At 67.5% G+C, this 21,883-nt stretch carries 26 protein-coding genes; 8 read left to right on the plus strand and 18 right to left on the minus strand.

Annotated elements, in window-relative coordinates:
* Nucleotides 1–37: 37 nt before the first annotated feature.
* A complete protein-coding gene (locus ACG04R_RS13810) occupies nucleotides 38–1,162 on the plus strand; it encodes an ABC transporter substrate-binding protein (RefSeq protein WP_394411266.1) in 1,125 nt (374 codons plus the stop codon).
* Here the strand turns inward: ACG04R_RS13810 and ACG04R_RS13815 are convergent.
* Entirely contained in the window at nucleotides 1,107–2,573 is a 1,467-nt protein-coding gene (locus ACG04R_RS13815) for a sensor histidine kinase (protein ID WP_394411269.1), read from the minus strand. The genes ACG04R_RS13810 and ACG04R_RS13815 overlap by 56 nt on opposite strands.
* The gene (locus ACG04R_RS13820) at nucleotides 2,554–3,219 is read right to left on the minus strand and encodes a response regulator (protein ID WP_394411272.1); all 666 of its coding nucleotides are present in this window, start codon (nucleotides 3,217–3,219) and stop codon (nucleotides 2,554–2,556) included. Before ACG04R_RS13820 ends, ACG04R_RS13815 begins: the two co-directional genes overlap by 20 nt.
* A gap of 203 nt (nucleotides 3,220–3,422) precedes the next feature.
* Here ACG04R_RS13820 and ACG04R_RS13825 point away from each other — a divergent pair, with 203 nt between their 5' ends.
* The 3 genes from ACG04R_RS13825 (at nucleotide 3,423) to ACG04R_RS13835 (ending at nucleotide 5,480) form a co-directional block, all read left to right on the plus strand.
* Entirely contained in the window at nucleotides 3,423–4,763 is a 1,341-nt protein-coding gene (locus tag ACG04R_RS13825; RefSeq protein ID WP_394411275.1) for a porin, read from the plus strand.
* Between the two features lie 223 nt (nucleotides 4,764–4,986).
* Nucleotides 4,987–5,304: a hypothetical protein gene (locus ACG04R_RS13830; RefSeq protein ID WP_394411278.1), complete on the plus strand. Its 318-nt coding sequence runs from the start codon at nucleotides 4,987–4,989 to the stop codon at nucleotides 5,302–5,304.
* A complete protein-coding gene (locus ACG04R_RS13835) occupies nucleotides 5,301–5,480 on the plus strand; it encodes a hypothetical protein (protein WP_394411281.1) in 180 nt (59 codons plus the stop codon). Before ACG04R_RS13830 ends, ACG04R_RS13835 begins: the two co-directional genes overlap by 4 nt.
* An 11-nt stretch (nucleotides 5,481–5,491) precedes the next feature.
* Here the strand turns inward: ACG04R_RS13835 and ACG04R_RS13840 are convergent, their stop codons facing one another.
* From ACG04R_RS13840 to ACG04R_RS13860, 5 genes are read right to left on the minus strand one after another with little or no spacing between them, the layout of a single operon-like run.
* On the minus strand, nucleotides 5,492–6,106 hold the full coding sequence (locus ACG04R_RS13840; protein ID WP_394411284.1) for a class I SAM-dependent methyltransferase: 615 nt from the start codon (nucleotides 6,104–6,106) through the stop codon (nucleotides 5,492–5,494).
* Complete coding sequence (locus tag ACG04R_RS13845; protein WP_394411854.1) at nucleotides 6,103–6,465, minus strand: rhodanese-like domain-containing protein; 363 nt, start codon at nucleotides 6,463–6,465, stop codon at nucleotides 6,103–6,105. Before ACG04R_RS13845 ends, ACG04R_RS13840 begins: the two co-directional genes overlap by 4 nt.
* 2 nt (nucleotides 6,466–6,467) lie before the next feature.
* Entirely contained in the window at nucleotides 6,468–6,677 is a 210-nt protein-coding gene (locus ACG04R_RS13850; protein WP_394411287.1) for a YgaP family membrane protein, read from the minus strand.
* Entirely contained in the window at nucleotides 6,674–9,874 is a 3,201-nt protein-coding gene (locus ACG04R_RS13855) for an efflux RND transporter permease subunit (protein ID WP_394411290.1), read from the minus strand. The genes ACG04R_RS13850 and ACG04R_RS13855 overlap by 4 nt, the downstream gene beginning before the upstream one ends.
* Nucleotides 9,874–10,908, minus strand: coding sequence for an efflux RND transporter periplasmic adaptor subunit (locus tag ACG04R_RS13860; protein WP_394411293.1), 1,035 nt, complete (start codon nucleotides 10,906–10,908; stop codon nucleotides 9,874–9,876). The genes ACG04R_RS13855 and ACG04R_RS13860 overlap by 1 nt, the downstream gene beginning before the upstream one ends.
* A gap of 143 nt (nucleotides 10,909–11,051) precedes the next feature.
* On the opposite strand from ACG04R_RS13860, the gene ACG04R_RS13865 reads away from it, so the two are divergent.
* On the plus strand, nucleotides 11,052–11,411 hold the full coding sequence (locus ACG04R_RS13865) for an ArsR/SmtB family transcription factor (protein ID WP_394411857.1): 360 nt from the start codon (nucleotides 11,052–11,054) through the stop codon (nucleotides 11,409–11,411).
* Here ACG04R_RS13865 and ACG04R_RS13870 read toward each other — a convergent pair whose 3' ends face one another.
* Nucleotides 11,412–11,780 (minus strand): ArsR/SmtB family transcription factor, encoded by a 369-nt coding sequence (locus ACG04R_RS13870; protein WP_394411296.1) that lies wholly within the window; start codon nucleotides 11,778–11,780, stop codon nucleotides 11,412–11,414.
* 60 nt (nucleotides 11,781–11,840) lie between these two features.
* Here ACG04R_RS13870 and ACG04R_RS13875 point away from each other — a divergent pair, with 60 nt between their 5' ends.
* The gene (locus ACG04R_RS13875) at nucleotides 11,841–11,990 is read left to right on the plus strand and encodes a DUF3149 domain-containing protein (protein WP_394411299.1); all 150 of its coding nucleotides are present in this window, start codon (nucleotides 11,841–11,843) and stop codon (nucleotides 11,988–11,990) included.
* 69 nt (nucleotides 11,991–12,059) lie between these two features.
* On the opposite strand, the gene arsA is transcribed toward ACG04R_RS13875, so the two are convergent.
* Genes arsA through ACG04R_RS13895 form a run of 4 tightly spaced genes read right to left on the minus strand, consistent with a single transcriptional unit; the run spans nucleotide 12,060 to nucleotide 14,859 of the window.
* The gene (arsA, locus tag ACG04R_RS13880) at nucleotides 12,060–13,814 is read right to left on the minus strand and encodes an arsenical pump-driving ATPase (protein ID WP_394411302.1); all 1,755 of its coding nucleotides are present in this window, start codon (nucleotides 13,812–13,814) and stop codon (nucleotides 12,060–12,062) included.
* Nucleotides 13,815–13,828: 14 nt separating this feature from the next.
* Nucleotides 13,829–14,182, minus strand: a complete 354-nt coding sequence (gene arsD, locus ACG04R_RS13885) for an arsenite efflux transporter metallochaperone ArsD (RefSeq protein ID WP_394411305.1) — start codon at nucleotides 14,180–14,182, stop codon at nucleotides 13,829–13,831.
* 34 nt (nucleotides 14,183–14,216) lie between these two features.
* Nucleotides 14,217–14,387, minus strand: a complete 171-nt coding sequence (locus tag ACG04R_RS13890; protein ID WP_394411863.1) for a hypothetical protein — start codon at nucleotides 14,385–14,387, stop codon at nucleotides 14,217–14,219.
* A gap of 10 nt (nucleotides 14,388–14,397) precedes the next feature.
* A complete protein-coding gene (locus ACG04R_RS13895) occupies nucleotides 14,398–14,859 on the minus strand; it encodes a cytochrome ubiquinol oxidase subunit I (RefSeq protein WP_394411308.1) in 462 nt (153 codons plus the stop codon).
* Nucleotides 14,860–14,906: 47 nt separating this feature from the next.
* Between ACG04R_RS13895 and ACG04R_RS13900 the strand changes: the two genes are divergently transcribed.
* Nucleotides 14,907–15,230, plus strand: a complete 324-nt coding sequence (locus ACG04R_RS13900; protein ID WP_394411311.1) for a thioredoxin family protein — start codon at nucleotides 14,907–14,909, stop codon at nucleotides 15,228–15,230.
* On the opposite strand, the gene ACG04R_RS13905 is transcribed toward ACG04R_RS13900, so the two are convergent.
* Nucleotides 15,227–15,742: a TlpA family protein disulfide reductase gene (locus ACG04R_RS13905; protein WP_394411314.1), complete on the minus strand. Its 516-nt coding sequence runs from the start codon at nucleotides 15,740–15,742 to the stop codon at nucleotides 15,227–15,229. The two genes, ACG04R_RS13900 and ACG04R_RS13905, sit on opposite strands and share 4 nt — an antisense overlap.
* 8 nt (nucleotides 15,743–15,750) lie before the next feature.
* On the minus strand, nucleotides 15,751–16,107 hold the full coding sequence (locus ACG04R_RS13910) for an ArsR/SmtB family transcription factor (protein WP_394411316.1): 357 nt from the start codon (nucleotides 16,105–16,107) through the stop codon (nucleotides 15,751–15,753).
* A gap of 115 nt (nucleotides 16,108–16,222) precedes the next feature.
* Here ACG04R_RS13910 and ACG04R_RS13915 point away from each other — a divergent pair, with 115 nt between their 5' ends.
* Nucleotides 16,223–17,335 (plus strand): YeeE/YedE family protein, encoded by a 1,113-nt coding sequence (locus tag ACG04R_RS13915; RefSeq protein ID WP_394411318.1) that lies wholly within the window; start codon nucleotides 16,223–16,225, stop codon nucleotides 17,333–17,335.
* A 169-nt stretch (nucleotides 17,336–17,504) separates the two neighbouring features.
* Here the strand turns inward: ACG04R_RS13915 and ACG04R_RS13920 are convergent, their stop codons facing one another.
* From ACG04R_RS13920 to ACG04R_RS13935, 4 genes are all read right to left on the minus strand, one after another.
* Nucleotides 17,505–19,049: a methyl-accepting chemotaxis protein gene (locus tag ACG04R_RS13920; RefSeq protein WP_394411320.1), complete on the minus strand. Its 1,545-nt coding sequence runs from the start codon at nucleotides 19,047–19,049 to the stop codon at nucleotides 17,505–17,507.
* Nucleotides 19,050–19,141: 92 nt separating this feature from the next.
* Entirely contained in the window at nucleotides 19,142–19,612 is a 471-nt protein-coding gene (locus ACG04R_RS13925) for a cache domain-containing protein (protein ID WP_394411323.1), read from the minus strand.
* 219 nt (nucleotides 19,613–19,831) lie between these two features.
* Nucleotides 19,832–20,758: an MBL fold metallo-hydrolase gene (locus ACG04R_RS13930; protein WP_394411326.1), complete on the minus strand. Its 927-nt coding sequence runs from the start codon at nucleotides 20,756–20,758 to the stop codon at nucleotides 19,832–19,834.
* Nucleotides 20,755–21,843, minus strand: coding sequence for a YeeE/YedE family protein (locus ACG04R_RS13935; protein WP_394411329.1), 1,089 nt, complete (start codon nucleotides 21,841–21,843; stop codon nucleotides 20,755–20,757). Before ACG04R_RS13935 ends, ACG04R_RS13930 begins: the two co-directional genes overlap by 4 nt.
* Between the last annotated feature and the right edge of the window lie 40 nt (nucleotides 21,844–21,883).

Raw genomic sequence — 21,883 nt, forward strand, 5'->3', positions numbered from 1 at the left:
CGCCAGCTCTGATCGCTATCCTGCGGCGATGGCGAGCATGGACGCGCAACTCGACCCCACAGGCCGTCGCGATCTGCTGCGATGGCTGCTCGCGTCCGTGCCTGCGGCGGCCCATCTCGACGCGTGGGCCGGCCCGCCGTCGAACTACCCTGACTCCTACCCCGTCATCGCCGCCGCCGCCCGCGACGAAGGCAAGGTCGTCGTCTACTCCACGACCGACCTCTCGGCCGTCGCCGCGCTGATCCGCGATTTCGAGCAGTGCTACCCCGGCATCCGGGTCGAGTACAACGATCTCAACAGCGCCGAGCTCCATCAGCGCTATCTGGCCGAGGCCTATGCCGGCAAGCCCACCGCCGACGTGCTGTGGAGCTCGGCGATGGACCTGCAGATGAAGCTCGCCAACGACGACTACGCGACGCGCTACCGGTCGCCGGAGATCGCCTCGCTGCCGGACTGGGCCGTGTGGCGCGAGACAGCCTACGGCACGACGTTCGAGCCCGCGGTGTTCGTCTACAACAAGCACTTCGTGAGCGGTGACGAGGTGCCGGCGACCCATGCCGATGTCGTCAGGCTGCTGACCAGCCAACGCGGCAAGTACGCGGGCAACGTGACGACCTACGACATCGAAAAATCGGCGGTCGGCTTCCTGTTCGCGACGCAGGACAGCCGCATCCAGGCGAGTTTCTGGGAACTGGTGCGTGCGATGGGGGCCGACGCCGTCGAGCTGGAGGCCAACACCTCGGTGATGGTGCAGCGGATCGCCGCCGGGAAGGTCTATCTTGGCTACAACCTGATCGGCTCCTACGCGTTGACGCGCGCACGGCGGGACCCGTCGATCGGCGTCGTGCTGCCACGCGACTACACCCTGGTCATGTCGCGCATCGCGCTGATCACCAAGTCGGCAGCGAACCCGAACGCCGCCAGGCTCTGGCTGGACTACCTGCTCTCCAAGCGCGGGCAGACCGTGCTGTCCGGCAAGTCCGAGCTGTTCTCGATCCGTGAAGACGTGCCGGGTGAGTACACCGCTGCCACGCTACGGCGGGAGCTCGGCGGCAGGCTCAAGGCCATCGCCGTTGCGCCCCCTCTGCTGGTCTTTCTCGACCGGGTCAAGCAGCAGGAGTTCCTGCGCCGCTGGCGTCGCGAGACGGGTGACGCCAAGTAGCCGCGGCGGTGGCATCCAGCGCGGGCAGCGTCACCCGGACGCACAGGCCGGTGCCGCTCGCCGGCTGCAGCAGTTCGACGCGCCCCCCATGCGCCGTGGCGATGTCCCGCACGATGGAGAGCCCGAGGCCCGAGCCCGGCTTGCCCGCGACGACCACGCCGCGGGCCCGGTAGAAGCGCTCGAACACCTGTTCGCCGTCCTGGGGCGCGATGCCTGGGCCGTTGTCTTCGACCTCGAGCACGACGCCGTCTCCCGACGAGACCCGGACGTTCACGACCCCGCCTTCATGCCCGTAGAGGATGGCGTTGTCGATGAGGTTGGCGATCAGCTCGCGCAGCAGGAGCTCGTTCCCCTGGACGCTGGCCGTCTTCGAGGGCTCGTCGAACCCGAGATCCATGGCCCGCCGGCGCGCCGCTTCCACATGCTCCATCGCCGTCTGGCGTGCCAGTTCGCCGACGTCGACGCAGGCCTTGTTCGGCTCGCCCATGCCATCCGGCTCGGCACGGGCCTGCAGCAGCAGCTGCGACAGCAGTCGGCTAAGGCGGTTGATGTCGTCATGCACTTCGCGCAGCGTCTGGAGCGCCAGGTCCTCGCGGCCTTGCCGCAGGCAGTATTCGATCTGCGCGCGCATCTCGGCGAGCGGCGTCCGCATCTGGTGGGACGCATCGGCGATGAGGCGCTGCCGGCTCGAGATCAGCCGCTCGATCCTGGCCGTGTGCTGGTTCAGCGCCTCGATGAGCGGGCGCACCTCGGCCGGCACGTTACCGGCATCGATGGGGCTGAGATCGCTGGGCGAACGCTGCGCCACGCTGCGGCGCAGCTGCGTCAGCGGCCGCAGCCCCCGCACCAGGCCCAGCCACACGAGCACCATGGCCGCGACGATCAGGACACCCTGCCGCACCATGCCGTCGACGAGGATCTGCCGCGACAGCGCATCCCGGGCCTCGCCAGTCTCGGCAACGATGATGACTACAGGGGCGGCGACATCCGTCCCGTAGAGCCGCTTGTTCAGCGCCACGAGGTGGATAGGCTCGCCGCGATAGTCGGCCGTGTACAGCGTGGACTCGACGCCGTCCTTCGGCTTCAGCGCCGGCAACGGCAGGTCTTCGTAGCCCGTCACCGTCTGCCCGTCGGGCGATACCACGCGGTAGAAGATCCGCTCCTGGATGTTGGATTCGAGCAGCTCGAGCGCGGCGTAGGGCAGGTCGACGATCACCTCGCCATCGCGGTACTCCACGTCCTCCGCGATGGCCTCCGCGGAGGCGGTCAGCAGGCGATCGAACGCCATGTCGGCGGTCGAGGCTGCCGCTCGATTGCTCAGCCAGGAATTGACGGAGAGCAGCAGCAGCAAAGGCGGCAACAGCCACCGCAGCAGCTGCAGCCGCAGGCTGTCAGCAGGCTTCGAGTACATAGCCCAACCCGCGGAGCGTCGTGATGCGCAGGCCGCTGTCCAGCAGCTGCTTGCGCAGGCGATGGATGTAGATCTCGACCACCTCCTGCGACGTGGTGGCGTCGAGGGAGAAGATCTGTTCGTGCAGCTTGGCCTTGCTGACGGCCTTGCCTGCGCGTACCAGTAGTGCCTCCAGCACGGCATGTTCCTTGGGGCGCAAGACGAGGCGCTGGCCGTGGAGCGTGAAGCTGCGGTCGCTGCCGTCGTACGTCAACGGCCCGAGGCCCAGCTTGGAGACGGGCTGCCCATGCGCGCGCCGGATCACGGCCTGCAGGCGCGCCTCCAGTTCCTCGAGCGCAAACGGCTTGGCGAGGTAGTCGTCCGCCCCCAGCTTCAGGCCATGCACGCGGTCCTCCAGTTCGCCGCGGGCCGTCAGGATCACCACCGGCGACGCGTTGCCTCGCGAGCGCAACCGCTCCAGCAACGTGAGCCCGTCCATCGACGGCAGGGACAGGTCCAGCACGATGGCGTCGTAGTGCTCGGTGCGCAACAGCGAATCGGCGAGTGCGCCGTCTTCGCAGACGTCGACCGCGTAGCCATGCTGCCGCAGTGATTTGCCCAGCCAGGCCGCCAGCTTGGTGCTGTCTTCGACGAGTAGCAGGCGCATACGGGAACTCAGGGGTCAGGAAAAGCGTAGGCGCGCATTTGGCCGGATGCCGTCGGCGCGCCGCCACAGGGTTAACCAAGACGCTTTTCAAAGTAAAGCGGCGCGAAAGGTGCTGAAAAAAACAATGCGCCCCGTTCGCAGGCAACCCGCCTCGTTCCGGCGCCAGGGATGGCGCCTTGACCACAACTCCAGGAGACAGACCCATGAAGAAAACCGTCCTGTGCATGGCGGTGCTGGCCGCGTTTGCAGGTGCGAGCCCCGCGTTCGCCGACGAACTGGCCGACCTGAAGGCAGAGATCGCCGCACAGAAGCAGGCTGCCGCTGCCCAGAAGGCGCGGCTCGACGCACTTGAGCAGAAGCTCGCCAACGTCCAGCAATCGGCTGCGGCGCCCGCCGCCGCGCCGGCAACCACCGGCACCGGCTCGACGCTCGGCGGCTACAAGCTCGGCGATGGCCTGAGCATCGGCTCGGCCAACGGCTTCGTGACGCTGTATGGCCTCATCGACGTTTCCTACGTGCACACCAACCACGCCGACGCCAACGGCAGCAACGTCACGTCGCCGCGCGTGGCCTGGTTCAGCGGCAACCGCTGGGGCCTGTTCGGCTCGCGCAAGATGGGCGACAGCGGCCTCAACGTGATCTTCCGCCTTGAGAGCGAGTTCGAGAGCCAGACCGGCAACATGGACACCGACAATGTCCTGTTCAACCGCGACGCGTGGGTCGGCGTCGAGAGCAAGGACTTCGGCAAGCTGACGCTCGGCCGGCAGAACGCGATCGCCCGCGACCCCGCCTCGTCCGCCATCTATGGCGACCCGTACGGGCCGGCGGCGCCGTCGACGGAGGAGGGGGGCTACTCCAACAACAACAACTTCAAGCAGCTGATCTTCTACGCCGGCAGCGCGACCGGCACCCGCATCAACAACGGCGTCGTCTGGAAGAAGGCCTTCAGCAACGGCCTGCTGGCCGCGGTTCAGTACCAGTTCGGCGGCGTGCCGGGGGACTTCTCGAAGGGCAGCACGGAGACGGTCTCGTTGGCCTACGCCGGCGGCAGCTTCAACCTTGCCGGCTTCGTCACCAATGCCAACGTCGCGGGCCTGACCAACCGGACCTACTCCGTCGGCGGCAACGTGCAGATCGGCGATGTGCGCCTGAACAGCGGCGTCTTCCACTACACGGCCGAGCAGGGTGCCGCCGGCGCGTTGGGCAAGCGCACGGACAACGCCTACACCTTGTCCGCCAAGTGGACGCCCGGTGGCGGCCCGATGGACTATGCGCTCGGCTACCAGAACATGAAGGCCAACAACGCGGCGGTCAACGGCAGCGGCAACGTCCTCAACGCCTACGCCAATGCCTCTGGCGCGACGGCCGTCGCGACGGGCAGCCGCTCGACGCTCTACACCTCCGCGAGCTATCACTTCGACAAGATCACCGAGGTCTACGCCGCGATGGACTACCTGAAGCTCAAGGACGGCTACAAGTTCGGCGCAACGAACGGGGCGCCGAACCAGACCGAATTCGCCCTCGGCCTGCGCATGAAGTTCTGACGGCGCGTCGGCGAGCGGCAGCGACGTGGGTCATCACAAGAGCTCAGTGTTGCTGCCCTTGCCGTGCGCGCCCTCGGTACCAAGAGCGCGAAGCGCCGCTATCCGCCCCGCGATGGCCTCCACTGGTCGATGTAGCTCTGACGCATGCCACACGTCTGGACACCGACGCCTCAGTCGACCGGCTCAACAACGACTGTGCTATGCGGCTTCCAACCTCGCGATGATGTCGGCCAGGGTCGACCGGGCCAAAGGCTCGCGCAGCTTCGACGAGGTCTGGGAGCTTTCCAAGCGGAGCGGGCCGACATCCGCCCTGATGCCCATCGAATGGCTTCGCCTCGCTGTGCTGATGGTCGGCCCCGCCTACGCGGCCAAGCCGCTGGACATGCCTGTCTTGCCGTTGTGCGCCGAACTTCCACCGAACTCGGTTTGCACGGCGCTGCAGCAGGTGCAACGGCTGTTGACGCTGAATGCCGGCCAGGCACCGAGTCTGCGCAGGCGTACCGGATCAGCGCGGATGGCCTGCCGGGGCTTAAGCTCGTGAACGGCAGCCAGACGCAATTGGCGCCCACCGAGGCCCGCGGGGTGGCGGTGACGCTGCGCGTGCCCCACGAGGCCTTGAACCAGGCCGGCGCCGGGGCATACGGGATTCACTTCAGCGTCGAGCGGGTGCGGTCGTGCGGGAGAAGTCGACCTTCATGCTGCCGAGCTGACGTCTGAGCCAGCGTGGCTCAACGGCGGCGAGCGACAAGGCCGATCAAGGCTGAGGGGCCGCGGTGTCCGGGGCCCTCATCGAGTTCGCGCTCGTAGGTCTGCAGCGTCAGGATGTCCATGTCGCCAAAACTCGCTTTGAGCAGATCCCGTGTGTAGAGATTCGACACCTCGCGGGGGCCGCCTGTGCCGAAAGCGAGTTGCTCGGGCGTGTAGCCCTGCAGCACCAGCACGCCGCCCGGCTTGAGCGCGCGCTTCATGTGTTCGAACAGGCGCTGGCGCATATCCGGGTCCGCGAACTGGATGAAGATGGCGGCGACGCCATCGAGTTGCGCCACCGGCCAGTCGTAGTCGTCCGTGCTGGCCTGCACGTACTGAACGTTCACCTGGGCCTGCGCCGCCAGCTTGCGTGCCTTGTCCAGACCCACCAGCGACACGTCGAAGGCATCGACCCGCACACCTCTTTGTGCAAGCCAGACGCTGTTGCGCCCTTCGCCATCGGCCACACACAGCACGTGGTCACCGGCCTGCCAATGATTCGCGTGTGCCGCCAGCCAGTGGTTGGGCTCGGTGCCGAAGATGTAGTCGGGCGTCGCGAAACGGGCGTCCCAGGGTGTCGCGGCAGGATGAGTCATGGGTGTTCGATGGGCAGGTGCAGACGGGCAGACGCGACGACCAGTCCGCCTGCATTGTGGACGTCCTGGTAACCCAGGTGGCGCAGCAGGCGGCATGCCCCTTCCGAGCGTGAGCCACTGGCGCAGAAGAGCTGGATGGGGCGCTCGCGGTCGGGAACCGCTGTGGCGATCCATGCATCCAACTGGCTCAGCGGTACGTTGATCGCGCCAACGAGCGTCCCGCCCTGATGCTCTCTTGCCGTCCGCACGTCGATCAACACGGTGCCGTTGCCGGGAACCGCCTCGATCAACGTGGCGCTTTCCAACGGCGATGACGCCGCGCCGCGGCGCTGCAGCCAGCGTTGCAGGGCATCGAGCATGATCAGCACCCGCCCTTGACGCCCAGCTTGCGCAGAATGATCTCCAGCGGGCACCAGCGGGTCAGCGCACTCTGGAACAGGTTGGCCCCGACGAATGCGGTGAACGCCAGCCACCAGGTGCTGATGAACACCGGGCTGCCGGGCACACCGAGCAGCAGGGAGGCAAGGATGAAGCTGCCGGCGAACAGCCGGACGATCTGCCAGGAACTCATGAAGCACTCCTTGTGTTGTTGATGGGTACGTGGCGATAGGCCACGAAATAGAGCAGGGGGATGACCACGAGCGTCAGCAGCGTGCTGACGAGGATGCCGAAAATCAGCGAGATCGCCAGGCCGTTGAAGATCGGGTCATCGAGGATGAAGAAGGCCCCGAGCATGGCGGCCAGGCCTGTCAGCACGATGGGCTGCGCACGGGTCGCGGCGGAGTGCACGACGGCCTCCTTGAGCGGGCGGCCTTGCGACACTTCCAGCCGGATGAAGTCCACCAGCAGGATGGAGTTGCGCACGATGATGCCGGCCAGGGCGATCATCCCGATCATGCTGGTGGCCGTGAACTGAGCACCGAGCAGCGCATGCCCCGGCATCACCCCGACCAGGGTGAGCGGGATGGGCGCCATGATGATCAGCGGCGTGAGGTAGGAGCCGAACTGGGCCACCACGAGCAGGTAGATCAGCACCAGGCCCACCGCGTAGGCCGCACCCATGTCGCGGAAGGTCTCGTAGGTGACCTGCCATTCGCCGTCCCACTTCAGCGTGTAGCCGCGCCAGGCGTCGCTCGGGGCGTGGATGAAGGCTTCTGCCAGCGTGCCACCGCCCGGCGTCTTGAGTGCCGCCAGGTCGCCGCGCATCTTGAACATGCCGTACAGCGGGCTGTCCAGCGCGCCTGCCATGTCGCCGACCACGAAGTGAACCGGCAGACCATCCTTGTGAAAAATCGGCTGCTCCTGCAGGCTGTCGCTCACGGTCACCAGCTCGCGCAGCGGCACGAGTGGGCCGGCGGTGCTGCGAACACCCAGCTGCAATAGCGTGTCGAGGTCCCCCTGCCGTTCTGCTGGCAGTTGCAGCCAGGCGCTGGCCGGGTATTTGCTGCCGTCGTGCAGCCAGGTGGTGGCTTCGCCTGCCAGACCGGCCGCCAAAGTGGACACGACGGCGGACTGGGGCACGCCCAGCAGCGCGGCCTTGCGACGGTCGACGAGCAGCAGCTTGCGGGGCGCGTCTGCAATGCCTGAATCGTCGATGTCGACCAGGCCGGGCGTGCGCTCGAACAGGCGCCGCACGTCCCGCGCGACGCTGCGACGGCCAGCCGCATCGGGGCCATAGATTTCGGCCACGATGGGCGACAGCACCGGCGGCCCCGGAGGCACCTCGACGACCTTGACGTTGGCGCCGTGGCGGCGGCCGATGTCCTGCAGTGCCGGGCGCATGCGCGTGGCGATGGCGTGGCTCTGCTGGCTGCGGTGGTGCTTGTCCACGAGGTTGACCTGCAGGTCGCCGACCTCGCCCCCGGTGCGGAGGTAGTACTGCCGTACCAGCCCGTTGAAGTTGATCGGTGCGGCCGTGCCGGCGTAGGCCTGGTAGTCGGTCACCTCCGGTTGCTGCGCCACGTAAGCCCCCAGCTCGCGCAGCACGGCGGCCGTGCGCTCCAGCGTCGAGCCGGCCGGCATGTCGACGATGACCTGGAACTCCGACTTGTTGTCGAAGGGCAGCATCTTCAGCACGACCAGTCCGAGCGCCGGCAAGGCCAGCGACACGGCGATGAGGGCCGCGATGCCGGCGCCTAGCCAGCGGCGGTTGCGGCTACCCTGTGTCTCGTCCAGCAGGGGGCGGAACACCCGCGCAAACAGCGGGCCGAACTTGGCGGCAAGTCCGTGCGACGCGTCGCTGCCATGCCCGCTGCGCTTGAGCCACAGGCGTGCCAGCCAGGGCGTGACGATGAAGGCAATGGCCAGCGACAGCAGCATGCCCATGCTGGCGTTGATCGGGATGGGGCTCATGTAGGGCCCCATCAAGCCCGACACGAAGGCCATCGGGAGCAGGGCGGCGATGACGGTGAGCGTCGCCAGGATGGTGGGCCCGCCTACCTCATCCACGGCGCCGGGGATGAGTTCGACCAGCGTCTTGTCCGGGTGGATGGCCATGTGGCGGTGGATGTTCTCGACCACGACGATGGCGTCGTCCACCAGGATGCCGATGGAGAAGATCAGCGCGAACAGCGATACGCGGTTCAGCGTGAAGCCCCAGGCCCAGGACGCGAACAGCGTGACTGTGAGCGTCAGGATGACGGCACTGCCGACGATGGCGGCCTCTCGCCGGCCCAGGGCGATGAAGACCAGCGCGACCACCGAGGCCGTGGCGAACATCAGCTTCTGGATCAGCTTCATCGCCTTGTCGTTGGCTGTGGCGCCGTAGTTGCGCGTCTCGGCGACTTCCACGCCGCTGGGGATCAGCGTGTTGCGCAATTCGGCCACACGCCGCGTCAGTGCGTCGGCCACCTCGATGGCGTTCTCGCCCGGCTTCTTCGTGATCGCGAGCGTCACGGCCGGGAAGTCGCCGGCTCGCGTGCCATGCCAGACGTATCGTTGCGGGGGCGGGGGGCCGTCAACCACCTGCGCCACGTCGGCCAGGTACACAGGCCGGCCATTGCGGGCGCCGACCACCAACTGACCCAGCTCACGGGCGTCGCGCAGGAACGGGCCGGCTTGCACGTCCACCGCGTGGTCGCCCGCCAGGAGCTGGCCGGCAGCTGCGCCGGTGTTCGCGGACGTCAGCGCCTGGCGCAGCTCGTTCACGCCGAGGCCGGCGGCGGCCATGCGCGCCGGGTCCAGCTCGACGCGGATCGCGCGGCCTGGGCCGCCGATGGTCGTGACCTCCCGTGTGCCCGGGACGCGCTTGAGATCGGCCTCCAGACTGTGGGCGATGCGTTCCAGGTCGAAGGTGCCTGTGTCTGCGTCACGCGCGTGCAGCGTCAAGGTCACGATCGGCACGTCGTCGATGCCCTTGGGTTTCATGAGCGGGGGCAAGGCACCCAGGTTGGCCGGCAGCCAGTCGGCGTGGGACTGCACGGTGTCGTACAGCCGCACCAGCGCCTCGGTGCGCGGCACGCCCACCTTGAACTGCACCGTCATGACGGCCAACCCAGGGCGAGACACGCTCATCACATGCTCCACACCGGCCATCTGCGACAGCACCTGCTCGGCGGGAGTCGCCACCATCTGCTCCACATCCTGCACGGCGGCGCCGGGGAAGGGGATCAGCACGTTGGCCATCGTCACGTTGATCTGCGGCTCCTCCTCACGCGGAGTCACCGCCACGGCGAAGACGCCGAGCAGCAACGCCACCAGGGCGAGCAGGGGCGTGATCTGGGCCGACTGGAAGAATCGGGCGATGCGCCCGGAAACACCGAGGTCCATCACGGCCTCCTCGAAGCGGCCTGCGGATCGAGCGCGACGCGCTCACCCGGCTTGAGGCCCGTCAGCACCTCGACCTGATCGCCGCTGGCAGGGCCGACGCGAATCTGGCGCAGCAGGGCGCGCCCATCGGCGCCCACGACGTAGACCGCCTTCAGCTCTGCCCGCTGAACCAGCGCGCCAGATGGGATGAAGGTGCGCGGGTCGCCTCCGGCACCGCCGGGCAGCCAGGCGCGGGCAAAGCTGCCGGGTGTTGCCACGGTGCCTGGCGGCAGATCGACCCGGACGATGACTGTATGCGTGAGCGTGTCCGCAGCGGGGAGCACCTCCCACCGGGCGGCGGTGACCCGCTGGCCAGCGATCTCGACGTTCACCGGCGAGGCGAGCCGATCGCGCAGCTTGGCGGCGCTAGTTTCAGGAACGGCAACAGCGACGCGAAGCGAAGACGGATCGAATAGCGTCAGCAACGGACGACCTGGCATGGCCATGTCGCCGGGCATGACATTGAGTTCGGTGACGATGCCGTCGTAAGGCGCCTTGACCGCGAAATAGCCGCTCTCCGTCCGCGCCGCCTGGGCGGCTGCCAGCTGCGCATTGGCCTGGGCGGTGGCCGTTTTGTACTGCGCCTCAGCCTGGTCGAGCGCCGCCTGGCTGATGAAGCGGCTGGCAAACAGCTGTCGTTGGCGCTGCACTTCGAGCGTTGCCACCTGCTGGGCGGCGCGGGCCGCCTCGACCTGGGCCGCTGCCGCGCCGGCCTGTTGTTCAGCAGCTCGCGCATCCAGCCGAGCCAGCAACTGTCCGGCCTTGACCCGATCGCCCGCCTTGACGGGGAGGGCAACGACGGCGCCGGCCACCTGTGCCGCCACGACGGTCTGTCGTACGGCTTCGACCGTGCCATCGTGGCTGCCCAGGCCCTGGAAGTTGGACGACGCGACGGTCCAGGTGGCGAGGGCCTCTGCTGCGTTGGCGGGCGCCGACACGATGACGGATGCCAGCGCGAGGGCAGCGGTAGCCAGTGCGTTGAACCTGCGAGACATGTGAACTCCGAGCGTGACTTCTTGGAAGCGATGATCTAGTATTTAGCTATGTAGTTAAATAGTCAAGCAACAATATGAGCAACCCAATGAATGCCGTGCAAATCGGGCATGATGGGCAACCCGACCCCCAGCCTTGTGTTGCCATGCAGGACCTGCCCGAAGAAGCTCTCCATCAGGTGGCCGCCTATTTCCAGGCGCTGTCCGAGCCGACGCGTCTGCAGATCCTCAACCTGCTGCGCCAGGGAGCGCGCAACGTCGGCGAGATCGCGCAAGCCTGCGGCTTCACGTCGGCCAATATCTCCAGGCATCTCTCCGTGCTCATGCAGCAAGGGCTCGTCACCCGCGAATCGCGCGGTTCAGCCGTGTACTACAGCATTGCTGACGAATCGGTCTACGCGCTGTGCGACCTCGTCTGCGGCAGCATCGGTCGCCACCTGGAACGGTCCGCCGCACAACGCAACACCTTCCTCAAGACCACGAAGCCCTCCCGGCGCGCCGGCTGATCAGGCGCCGGCCCACTGCAGCACCAGGCTCAGCTGCGGCGCGAACGCCGGCGCCAAGCGGTAAAAAACATGCTTGCCCATCCGGCGCGTCTCGACGAGCTCATGCTGGCGCAGCACGGTGAGCTGCTGTGACAAGGTGGGCTGCTGAATGTCCAGGCGCTCTGCGAGCTGGCCGACGCAGAGCTCCTCGCGCTGCAGGGCGGCCAGCAGCTGCAGTCGGTCGACATTGCCCATCACGCGCAGCAACGCCGCTGCACGATCCAGCGTGCCGTTGATGCCTGCGGGTGATGTGATCGGATCTTCCATCGTGTGCTCGCTGAGCTTGCGAAGGCTATCGAGACCACGGCAAGAGGTCTTGAGCCACGTCAAGGCAAAGGCCTGTCAAACGCTCTGAAATCACCTGCACATCCACTGCACAAGGAGTGCGCCATGGCCGTCTTCAGAGACATCTTCTCCAGCGAGGCCGGACTGCTGAGCTTGGCCGTCATCGCGTTCATGCTGGGCATGGGCGCGTTCTTCGTTCGCTACTTTGTGCGCCACATGCATGAAGACGAGGCGAAGTCTTCATCAGAGCTTTGATTGCTGTTTCAGGGCGGTGGTGTGCGCGGCGCGACCGAACACCTGTATCGCGGCAGCTGGCGGGGCCGCCTACGGGCGCCGCACGAGCGCTTCGAGTCGTTCTACTCCGATCGGCTCCTCTGCCAGCAGTGGCACAACTGCGTAGCGCTGTGCGTGTTGCCGCGCCACCGCTTCGATGAATGGCCGTTCCTTGGCTGCCCGTGCTCGCAGCAAAGGTGACCGAGAGTCGGTCGCAGAAACGCTGTTGTTGACCACCCACGCCCAGGGTTCGATGCCCGCGCGTCGCAAGTCTGCCTGCAGCCCTGCGGCTTCCTGTACGGGGGTGTTCTCGGCAAGGGTGACGATCACGACCTTGGTCTGGTTCACGTCCTGAAGTTGCATCATCGGCGTTGTGAAGCGAACGCCTGAACCGGACATCTGCCTCGCGATTTCGCGGTGATAGGCGCCTGTTGCGTCCAGCAGCAGCAGGGTGTGCCCAGTTGGCGCCGTGTCCATCACCACGAACTTGCGGCCGGCCTCGCGGATGATCCGCGAGAAGGCCTGGAAGACGGCAATCTCCTCGGTGCAGGGTGACCGCAGGTCCTCTTCAAGCAGGGCTCGCCCTTGTGCATCAAGCCCCTTGCCCTTGCTGGCCAACACCTCGTCACGGTAGCGCTGGGTTTCGGCCTGCGGGTCGATGCGGCTGACGGTCAGATGGTCCGTCTGTCCGGCGAGCGTCTCCGCCAGGTGTGCCGCCGGGTCCGACGTGGTGAGGTGAACCGCAAGGCCGCGTCGCGCCAGTTCGACGGCGATGGCTGCAGCCAGCGTCGTCTTGCCAACGCCGCCTTTGCCCATCACCATGATCAGCCCATGTCCCGGCGCGGCCATGCCGTCCACCAAGTGGGCCAGCCCCGGAGCCTCGAGGGGGGATGCGGGCGGCCCGCTGACGTTGACGGCGGGCGCTTCGGTGAAGAACTGGCGCAGCGCATCCAGCCCTACGAGGTCGAACGCCTTCAAGGCCACCTGGTCGATGGGGAGGCGCTGAAGGATGGCAGGCATTGCTTCGAGGGCCGCCTGCTCACGCCGTACGACTGCAGCGGCGAGGTTGTCCTGGGCGCTCTCGGATGCAGGCATGACGCCATTGATGACCAGGTGCTGCTGCTCAAGACCGATGCGTGCGAGTTCGTCATGGGTGCGTGCCACCTCGCGCAGGGTTGAGGCTTGCGCTCTCGCCACCAGCACAAGGCGCGTCCGGCGTGGGTCCGCCAAGGCATCCACGGCCGCCTTGTACTGCGCACGCTGCTTGTCCAGTCCGGCCAATGGTCCCAAGCACGAAGCATCACCCTTGCCAGCCTCCAGGAAGCTGTTCCACGCGCCCGGGAGCTGCAGCAGGCGGATCGTGTGGCCGGTCGGCGCAGTGTCAAAAAGCACATGCTCGAAGCGCTCCACGAGCGCCCCGTCCGTCAAGAGCCCAGTGAATTCGTCGAAGGCTGCGATTTCCGTGGTGCACGCGCCGGACAGTTGTTCCTCGATGCCCTTCACGACGTCGGCAGGCAGCGCGCCCCGCACAGGCCCGACGATGCGGTCTCGATACCCTTGCGCTGCCGCCTGCGGGTCAATCTCCATGGCCCACAGGTTCGGCACGGCGGGAACTGCCGTCACATGGTTGCCGATCGTGATGCCGAAGACTTGGCCGACATTGGAAGCCGGGTCTGTGCTGACCAGCAGGACGCGCTTGCCGGCATCGGCCAGTCGGACCGCCGTGGCGCAGGCCAGCGAGGTCTTGCCGACGCCGCCCTTGCCGGTGAAGAACGCGAAACGTGGCAAGTGTTCGAGGAACTTCATGGTGTGCGCAGCCATCAGCCGCAGTTGCCACCGCCGCAGCAGCTACTGGCGGTGGCGGCGGGCGCAGCCACGTTCGACCATTGTCCGAGCTGCTGCCGGCTTGGGTATCGCCCCGCCAGTGCGACCTCGCCGTCCACCAGCGTGATGGGAAGAGCCTCCTGGCCGGATCGCTCAAGGAGCCTGCGAACCGCCGGGTTCTCGACGAACGCCATTGGCTGCCGCGCCAGGTTGAAGCGCTCGATCTGGGCTCCCAGCCCCTTGGCCCAGTCGACGTCGGCGGATGCCTGGACGAGGTGGGCATCGACATCCTGGCCGCAGACGCCGCTGCTGCAGCAAAGGGCAGGGTCGAAAATCTGGATGCTTGGCACGAGGGTCTCCTTTGGGTGATGGCACCTCAGATCGTCAGTCTGGGCTCATGCGGAAGCCGTTCGCTTGTGCTGGGTCAACGATTCGATCGTTATCGAAGCATCTGCGAGATCTCGGCGCTCCATGGCCGTCCATGATGGCGAAGCCGACGAGCAGCACGCCCACCAGCAGCCACCAGATGATCTTCAGGGTTGCGTAGTCGATCATGGCGTTCTCCTCAGGCGTGTGCGGGTTCGTGGTCGTAGCGACCGGTGCCCAGCGACCCCGGCCCCTGGCGCGCGAACTTCTGCATCAGGTAGACCTCGACGATGAGCAGCACCGTGTAGAAGCCCACGAAGCCGGCCAGCGAGCCGTACAGACTCTCGGCGCTGATCGTGGACACGCTCAGGTGCGTGGGCAGCACGCCGTAGATCGTCCAGGGCTGGCGGCCGTACTCGGCGACGAACCAGCCCAGCTCGCAGGCCAGCCACGGCGCCGGCAGCATCCACAGCGCCCACTTCAGCAGCCGGGGCCGGTAGGCGCAGGCGCCCTTCAGCGTGGTCCAGAACGACAGGCCGAACAGCGCCAGCATCAGCATGCCCAGGCCCACCATGAGGCGGAAGCTCCAGAACATCGACGCGACGCGCGGCACGGTGCCGTTGACGGCGCGCTCGATGATCTCGGGCGTGGCCTGACGCACATCGGTGACGTACCTCTTCAGCAGCAGGCCGAAGCCGAGGTCGGCCCGTGGCCCTCGGCGATGCCGACCTAAGCGCCTGTCTTCAAGAAACGGAGGCGCCGGTGCTGGTGGACTTCTGGGCGGCCTGGTGCGGTCCCTGCCGCTCCTACGCACCGCACTTCGCCCAACTGGCTGCGGTGCGACCGGACCTTCGCTTCGTGAAGGTGGACAGCGACGCTGCGCCGCAGAGCGGTGCGGCCCCGCAGATCCGCAGCATCCCGACCAAGGTGCTGTTCCTGGGCGGCCAGGAGGTCGCTCGCCAGAGCGGCGCGATATCGGCGGCGCAACTTGGCGCCTGGGTGGACAGCGCCCTGGGGCGCCCAGCCCGCTAAAGGAAGCGCGCCAGCGCTTCCACGTCTTCCGGGAAGATCTGGCCGGTCTCCGCAGCGGCTACACGGCCGTCACGACCGCGCACAACGGTCACTGGCAGTCCCTGCGGCTTGGGCAAGATGGCTTCGACAGCCGGCGTGACCCAACCACTGGGGAAGTCGTAGCGCCGGCGGGCGCGGTAGGCCTTGGCAGCGGCCGGGTCCTGGTCGATGGACAGACCGAGGACCTGCAAACCCCGATCTCGCTGCGTATGCCACAGCTGTTGGATGTGGGGCGTGACCTGGGCACAGAACGGGCACCAACTGGCCCACCAATACACGACAACCACTTGACCCTGAGCTGCAGTCGCCATGAACTCACCGCCTTCCAGCAGGGGCACATCCGGCAAGCGCAAGGCCGACCCCAGGGCCGGAACGTTCTTCAAGGGTTCACCGGCATGGACCGATGGCAGGGATGCAGCCGCGAGGTACGCCGCCAGCCGGGTGTTCCACTGACGCCGGTCCAGCAAGTGCATCGAACTTCTCAGCGCAGGCCGCCAACCAGCAGCCGTTCTTCGCTGGGCACCGGCTCGTCCCCGTCCAGCTCCACCGCGAGCTGCGTGCACACGGCACGGCACAGCATCGCCACCTTCTCGCTCTGCAGCCGGTAGTAGATCTGCGTGCCTTCGCGCCGCTTGCCCAGGATGCCCGCCCGATAGAGCGTGGACAGGTGCTGCGACATGTTCGGCTGGGTGGTCGGGATTTGCGCCAGCAGCTCCGAGACGTTGCGCTCTCCATTGCACACCGCGCTGATGATCTTCAGGCGGATCGGCGTGGCCAGCACACCGAAGAGTTCAGCAGCAGACTCGAAGACGCGGTCTTCTTCAGGGGCGTCAGTCATCGCAACGGGGCAGGGCGGACAGATCGGGAAAATCACTGTATCAGCAAGCGCCGATGTGCGCCTCCCTTGAACCGAGAATGGCGCGGTCTCCCAACTTGCGCAAACACTGACCGCCATGGACGAATCGAGCTTGCCCGCCCTCACGCGCCAGGTGCTTGCGGCGGCATTCGGCCTGGCCGTGATCTTCGGGGCGCTGTGCCAGCGCACGCGCTTCTGCACCATGGGTGCGATCTCCGACGTCTACACGATGGGGGACTGGCGCCGGGCGCGCCTGTGGATGGCGGCCAGCGGTGCGGCGATGCTGGGTTTCCAGGCGCTGGCCGCCGGCGGCGCCATCGACCCGGCGACGAGCATCTACACCGGGCCGCGGCTGCTGTGGCTGTCGGCAATGGTCGGCGGCGCCCTGTTCGGCTTCGGCATGGTGCTCGGTTCGGGCTGCATCAGCCGCAACCTGGTCCGCCTGGGCGGCGGCAACCTGAAATCCCTGGTGGTGCTGCTGGTGGCCGCGATTGCCGCCGGGGCGACGCTGCGGGGCATCACGGCCGTGGCGCGGGTGGGCACGCTGGAGAAGGTCTTCGTCGAGCTGCCGTCAGGCCAGTCGCTGCCCGCGCTGGCGGCCGGCCTGCTGGGCGGCAGCGCCGTCCATTGGGGATGGAGCCTGGCCGGCGTGCCGGGATTGCTGCTGCTGGCGCTCGCCTCACGCGGGCGGCAGGAGCGTCCCTGGCAGGTGCTGGTCATCGGCGGCGCGGTCGCTGGGGTCATCACCGCCCTGTGGTGGGTCTCGGGCCACCTGGGCTATCTGCCCGAGGACCCGCGGACGCTGGAGCCCGTCTACCTGGCCACCAATTCGCGCCGCATGGAGTCGCTCAGCACGATCGCGCCGGTGGCGTATGCCTTGGACTGGCTGCTGATGTTCAGCGATCAGAGCAAGACGCTGACGCTGGGCATCGCGACGGTCGGCGGCATCGTCGCCGGCGCGGCCCTGATGGCCTGGAAGGACGACAGCTTCCGCTGGGAAGGCTTCGCCAACGTCGGCGACCTGGGCCTGCATCTCGTCGGCGCCGTCTGCATGGGCGTGGGCGGCATCGTGGCGATGGGCTGCACGGTGGGGCAGGGCATCACGGGCGTGTCGACGCTCTCGGTGAGCAGCTTCCTGGCGGTGGGCGCGATGGTGGCCGGCGCCTGGGCCGGCCTGCGCTATCAGGAATGGCGCCTGGAGCAGGCCTGAGCCTGGAGCCAGTCACACCGGTCTTCCTCCCTCGTCTCGCCGGGGATGCGCGTTGGCGAGACCCGACGGCAGGACGGAGACGCGGATGCCCCCAGTGCTACCGTCACGCCGTCGGCTTCGCTGGCAGCGCCCGCGGCCGTCACTTCAGCCAGGACGAGCGCCACCGCCGTCAGCGGAGCTTGAAGACGCTCACCGCCTCGACCATGCGGACGGCTTGCTGATTGAGGCTGTCTGCCGCGGCAGCCGCCTGTTCGACGAGGGCTGCGTTCTGCTGCGTCACCTGGTCCAGGCTCGTGATCGCCTGGTTGATCTGTCCGATGCCACTGGTTTGTTCCAGCGCAGAGCTGCTGATCTCCCCGATCAGGGTGGCGACGCGGCTGACCTGCGCCACGATGTCCTGCATCGACGCGCCGGCCTCGTCGACCAATCGGGTGCCAGCCTCGACTCGCTCGACGCTGGCGCCGATGAGGCTCTTGATCTCCTTCGCCGCATCGGCCGCACGGCCTGCCAGCGTACGCACCTCGCCAGCCACGACGGCAAAGCCGCGCCCCTGCTCGCCCGCACGCGCTGCCTCGACGGCGGCATTGAGTGCCAGGATGTTGGTCTGGAAGGCGATGCCGTCGATCACGCCGATGATGTCGGCGATCTTGCGCGAGGCCGTGCTGATCTCGCCCATCGTCGCGACCACCTGACCGACGATCTGGCCGCCCCGGGTGGCAGCCTGGCTTGCCGTACTGGCTTCGCGGTCGGCCTGCTGCGCGGTGTCGGCATTGCTTCGAACCGTTGCGCTGAGCTGTTCCACGGAGGCCGCCGTCTCCTCCAGGCTGCTGGCCTGGCTCTCCGTGCGATGCGAGAGGTCGGCGTTGCCGGTCGCAATCTCGCTGGCCCCGCCCGAGATGCCTTCCGCTCCGTCGCGAACCTCCTGAACGAGACGCGACAGGCTCAGGCGCATCTGCTGCAGGCCTTCGAGCAGGCGGGCGGCCTCGTCGCGGCCGGTCACCTTGATGTCCGTCGCCAGGTCTCCGAGCGACACCCGGCCCGTCACCTCGACGGCCACCTGCAGTGGCGCGGTAATGCTCCGCGTGAGTTGCCATGCAATGAACACGGCGCCCAGCAGCATCACCACACCCAGGGCCGTCAAGGAGATGACGGTGCGGCGATGGCTGGCGTTGGCGAGTTCGGTCGCCGCCTGCGTCCGCTGCTTCTGCAGCTGGATGAAGCCGGCCAGCTCGGTCGCTGCCCGCGTCAGCAGGGGGTCGATCTTCTCGGTGATGATCTTGCCGGCCTGTTCGGTGTTGAACTGGGCAGCCAGGTCGACCGCCTCCTTGAACCGGGCATTCATCTCGGCATCGATGTTCTCCAGCCGACCGAAGAGCGCCTTCTCGTCGGCGCTCAGGTCCTGCGCTTCGATCTTGCCCTTCGCGGCGACGTAGGCGGCACGCTCGTCCTTGGCGCGCTTCTCGTCTCGCTGCACACCGTCCACCTCGCTCTGCAGCCCCATGTTCCGGACGGCGACCGCGCTGGACAACAGATGAGCCTGCATCTCGACGGCAAGCTCCTGGCGCGCTGCGGCCTGCTGCAGCGTGTCCAGCAGGGCGCCGCGGCTTGCGCCGCTGGCCACCAGCGCCCCGACGACCATGGCCGACGCAGCGATCAGGATGACGCCAAACCCCAAGGCGAGTCGGGGACCGATATTGAGATTGCGCAGATTCATCGTGAGCCTGTGGGTGAAGCGGCAGCGTCGGACGCCCAAGCCGCCGCCGGGCTTGACAGGGCTTCGGCGGCGTGTCGGATCGGTCTGAAGGCTCAGTCCTTGTAGATGCCACATCCCACGAGGGTGTCGCCAACACGCTCTAGGTACATGGACTTGTTCTCGATCTTCTGGGTGAGCGGGTTCAGGAACTTGTAGCCCTCGACCCAGCCCTTGCCCTTGGTCTTGGCCAGGTCCACGAACATCTTGATCAGGGGCTTGCCGTCAGGGTCCTTCAGCCCGATGAGGTTTTTTCCGACCAATTTGGGGTTCGCCCCCTGCGCGAGGTTCTTGCCCTCCAGGTCATAGACGATCACGTAGAGGTCGCGATCCTTGAACTGCTTCCCGTTGGTGAACTCGTCGTAGGCTTTCTCCGGCCCCTTCTCCTTGATGTAGGCAACGGCGCGCTTGACCATGGCTTCGGCCTCGGCGGCGGTGCCGCGGTCACCGGCCTGGGCTATGCCCACGATCCCGAAACTCAAGAGAACAGCGCTGAGCAGGCGGCGGCGAGAACTGAAGAAATTCATACGGTCTCCATGGTTGAACGGATATCGGCATCGACAGGGAGGCGTCAGCGTCGATTCTTGTCAGCTCCGCCATTCCTGCGCGTCGTTGGATGATTCTGCGCTGCGACTGACACAAATGGCTCAGTCATCCACGCCGGCCGTTCCATTCGTTTGACTGTTGTCACGCCAGCCCGGGTTTGATGGCGGGCATGTGTCTTGTTCCGGCATCCAGGGCAGGCGCTATGGGGCGTTGCGCTCCATCAGCAGGTAGGTGTTGTAGGCGTTCATGCGGTTGGCTGCCTTGAACAGCGGCAGTTGCTCATAGGCGCTCCAGTCGGTGGTGGCGTAGGCCTCCTCGAACGGCTGCATGTCGGCGGCAGCGCGGCCCATCGTGTCGCGCAGGTACTGCAGGTAGTCGCGCGTCATGCGCAGGTCGGCCAGGGCTTCGGTGGACATGGGGCCGTGGCCGGGCACGATGGCCGCCGGCGCGTTGTCGATGAGGCGTGCGAGGGCGGCGATCCAGCCACGGCTGTCCGCCTGGCCCACGTAGGGGATGCGCCCGCGGAAGGCCAAGTCGCCGGCAAACAGCACCCGCGCGCCTTCGACGAAGACCGTGAGGTCCTCGGGCGTGTGGGCCGGGCCGACGTGGCGCAACTGCAGGCGAACGCCGCCGAGGTCCAGCACCTCGTCGGTCCGCAGCCAGCGGTCGGCAGGCACCAGGCGGGTCCGGGCGTCCACGGCGGGTGCCAGGCTTGCACGGCTGGCTTGCAGGCGCAGCCGGGCCGTGTCGGACTGCAGGTATTCGCGCGCGGCCTCGTGCGCCAGCACGGTGGCGCCCTGGTCCTTGAACACCTGCAGGCCGTAGATGTGGTCGGCGTGGTAGTGGGTCAGCACGACGTAGCGCACGGGCAGGGGCGTGACGCGGCGGATGGCATCGAGCAGGTCCATGGCGACCGCGGGTGACCCCAGCGCGTCGACGACCACCACCCCGGCGGGCGTGACGATGACGCCGGCGTTCGAGATGAAGTTGCGGTTCTCGGGCGAGCCCAACGCCGCCTCGCCCTGCACGAACCAGATGTCGGGCGCGACGGGCTGCAGCGTCAGTGGTGCGGCCCCTGCGGTGGTGGCAGTCCACAGGGCATGCACGGCGATCAGCCACGTCCTCATCGCACGGCTCCAGCCTCGGTCGCGGCGGGCGGCACGTCGCCCTGGTCGACGATGCGGTCGGTCAGCGCGGCGGCGATCCAGATGCCCGCCAGCGTCACCCACGAGGTTGCCGTGAAGACCGCCGCGCCGGACAGCCCCGCCCCGACGGCGCAGCCGCCCGCCAGCATGCCGCCGAAGCCCATGCAGACGGCTCCTGCGATGTAGCGCCGCATGCTCGCGCCGCCCTGGAAGCCCTCCAGCTTCAGCTCGCCCGACAGCGCAGCAGCCAGCAAGGCGCCGAGGAAGACGCCCGGGATGAGCCCGACGTCGAAGCTCAGCGGCTTGTCGCTGACAAAGAGCACGCGGCTGAGGACCTCCGCCGACGGGCCGGTGAAACTGAGCGACTGGATCGGATGCGGGTCGAAGGCGAGCCTGGAGACGGCATAGGTGAACCACCAGCCCGCCGCAACCGTCAGGCCCACGCCGATGGCGCCGCCCCAGCCCCAGGCCCCGACGTGCTGGCGCCGCGCCCAGAACACCGCCGCCGCGAACCACACGGCCGCGAAGAGCAGGGCACCGGTGTGCCCGACGCCGGTGCGGGCGAGCAGGTCCCGCGCGCCGCCGCCGTCGATGGTCCACCACTCGGAGATGGCCTGGCGCAGCGGCGACAGGGCGCCGGTCAGCGCGGATTGCGCCGTGACCGCAAAGATCAGGCCGGACAGCAGCGCACGCAGGTTGCCTTGCGCCGCCAGCACCAGCATGCGGCTGGAGCAGCCCCGCGCGAGGATCATGCCGATGCCGAACAGCGCCCCGCCGATCGCCGCGCCCGACAGGCTGCCACGGGCGGCGATCTGGCGCGCGTTGCCGGCGTCGAACGCCCCCAGCAGCGCCAGCATCTGCGTGGCGCCGACGGCGGTGGCGAAGGCAAACAGCCACACCGTCAGGCGGCCGCCGGTGCGCTGGTTGCGGGCGAACTCGATGACCGCGGCCCGCAGGCAGAAGCGCGAGCGCTGGGTGAAGATGCCGAACGCCACGCCGATGACGGCCGCGCCGAGGGCGAGCGTGCCGGGTTCGCCGAGTCGGTCGATCAGGGATTCGAGGGACATGGGGAATGCGACCATGGCCGCGGCCTGCGGCGCGTCAGCG

The organism is Pelomonas candidula (assembly GCF_043555985.1).
Classification (GTDB): Bacteria; Pseudomonadota; Gammaproteobacteria; order Burkholderiales; family Burkholderiaceae_C; genus Pelomonas; species Pelomonas candidula.

Excerpts from the sequence above, each read along its gene's own strand:
- ACG04R_RS13810 (WP_394411266.1), top strand. The coding sequence starts at position 38 with ATGGACGCGCAACTCGACCCCACAGGCCGTCGCGATCTGCTGCGATGG.
- ACG04R_RS13815 (WP_394411269.1), bottom strand. The coding sequence starts at position 2,573 with ATGTACTCGAAGCCTGCTGACAGCCTGCGGCTGCAGCTGCTGCGGTGG.
- ACG04R_RS13820 (WP_394411272.1), bottom strand. The coding sequence starts at position 3,219 with ATGCGCCTGCTACTCGTCGAAGACAGCACCAAGCTGGCGGCCTGGCTG.
- ACG04R_RS13825 (WP_394411275.1), top strand. The coding sequence starts at position 3,423 with ATGAAGAAAACCGTCCTGTGCATGGCGGTGCTGGCCGCGTTTGCAGGT.
- ACG04R_RS13830 (WP_394411278.1), top strand. The coding sequence starts at position 4,987 with ATGTCGGCCAGGGTCGACCGGGCCAAAGGCTCGCGCAGCTTCGACGAG.
- ACG04R_RS13840 (WP_394411284.1), bottom strand. The coding sequence starts at position 6,106 with ATGACTCATCCTGCCGCGACACCCTGGGACGCCCGTTTCGCGACGCCC.
- ACG04R_RS13845 (WP_394411854.1), bottom strand. The coding sequence starts at position 6,465 with ATGCTCGATGCCCTGCAACGCTGGCTGCAGCGCCGCGGCGCGGCGTCA.
- ACG04R_RS13850 (WP_394411287.1), bottom strand. The coding sequence starts at position 6,677 with ATGAGTTCCTGGCAGATCGTCCGGCTGTTCGCCGGCAGCTTCATCCTT.
- ACG04R_RS13855 (WP_394411290.1), bottom strand. The coding sequence starts at position 9,874 with ATGGACCTCGGTGTTTCCGGGCGCATCGCCCGATTCTTCCAGTCGGCC.
- ACG04R_RS13860 (WP_394411293.1), bottom strand. The coding sequence starts at position 10,908 with ATGTCTCGCAGGTTCAACGCACTGGCTACCGCTGCCCTCGCGCTGGCA.
- ACG04R_RS13865 (WP_394411857.1), top strand. The coding sequence starts at position 11,052 with ATGCAGGACCTGCCCGAAGAAGCTCTCCATCAGGTGGCCGCCTATTTC.
- ACG04R_RS13875 (WP_394411299.1), top strand. The coding sequence starts at position 11,841 with ATGGCCGTCTTCAGAGACATCTTCTCCAGCGAGGCCGGACTGCTGAGC.
- arsA (WP_394411302.1), bottom strand. The coding sequence starts at position 13,814 with ATGAAGTTCCTCGAACACTTGCCACGTTTCGCGTTCTTCACCGGCAAG.
- ACG04R_RS13890 (WP_394411863.1), bottom strand. The coding sequence starts at position 14,387 with ATGATCGACTACGCAACCCTGAAGATCATCTGGTGGCTGCTGGTGGGC.
- ACG04R_RS13905 (WP_394411314.1), bottom strand. The coding sequence starts at position 15,742 with ATGCACTTGCTGGACCGGCGTCAGTGGAACACCCGGCTGGCGGCGTAC.
- ACG04R_RS13910 (WP_394411316.1), bottom strand. The coding sequence starts at position 16,107 with ATGACTGACGCCCCTGAAGAAGACCGCGTCTTCGAGTCTGCTGCTGAA.
- ACG04R_RS13915 (WP_394411318.1), top strand. The coding sequence starts at position 16,223 with ATGGACGAATCGAGCTTGCCCGCCCTCACGCGCCAGGTGCTTGCGGCG.
- ACG04R_RS13920 (WP_394411320.1), bottom strand. The coding sequence starts at position 19,049 with ATGAATCTGCGCAATCTCAATATCGGTCCCCGACTCGCCTTGGGGTTT.
- ACG04R_RS13925 (WP_394411323.1), bottom strand. The coding sequence starts at position 19,612 with ATGAATTTCTTCAGTTCTCGCCGCCGCCTGCTCAGCGCTGTTCTCTTG.
- ACG04R_RS13930 (WP_394411326.1), bottom strand. The coding sequence starts at position 20,758 with ATGAGGACGTGGCTGATCGCCGTGCATGCCCTGTGGACTGCCACCACC.
- ACG04R_RS13935 (WP_394411329.1), bottom strand. The coding sequence starts at position 21,843 with ATGTCCCTCGAATCCCTGATCGACCGACTCGGCGAACCCGGCACGCTC.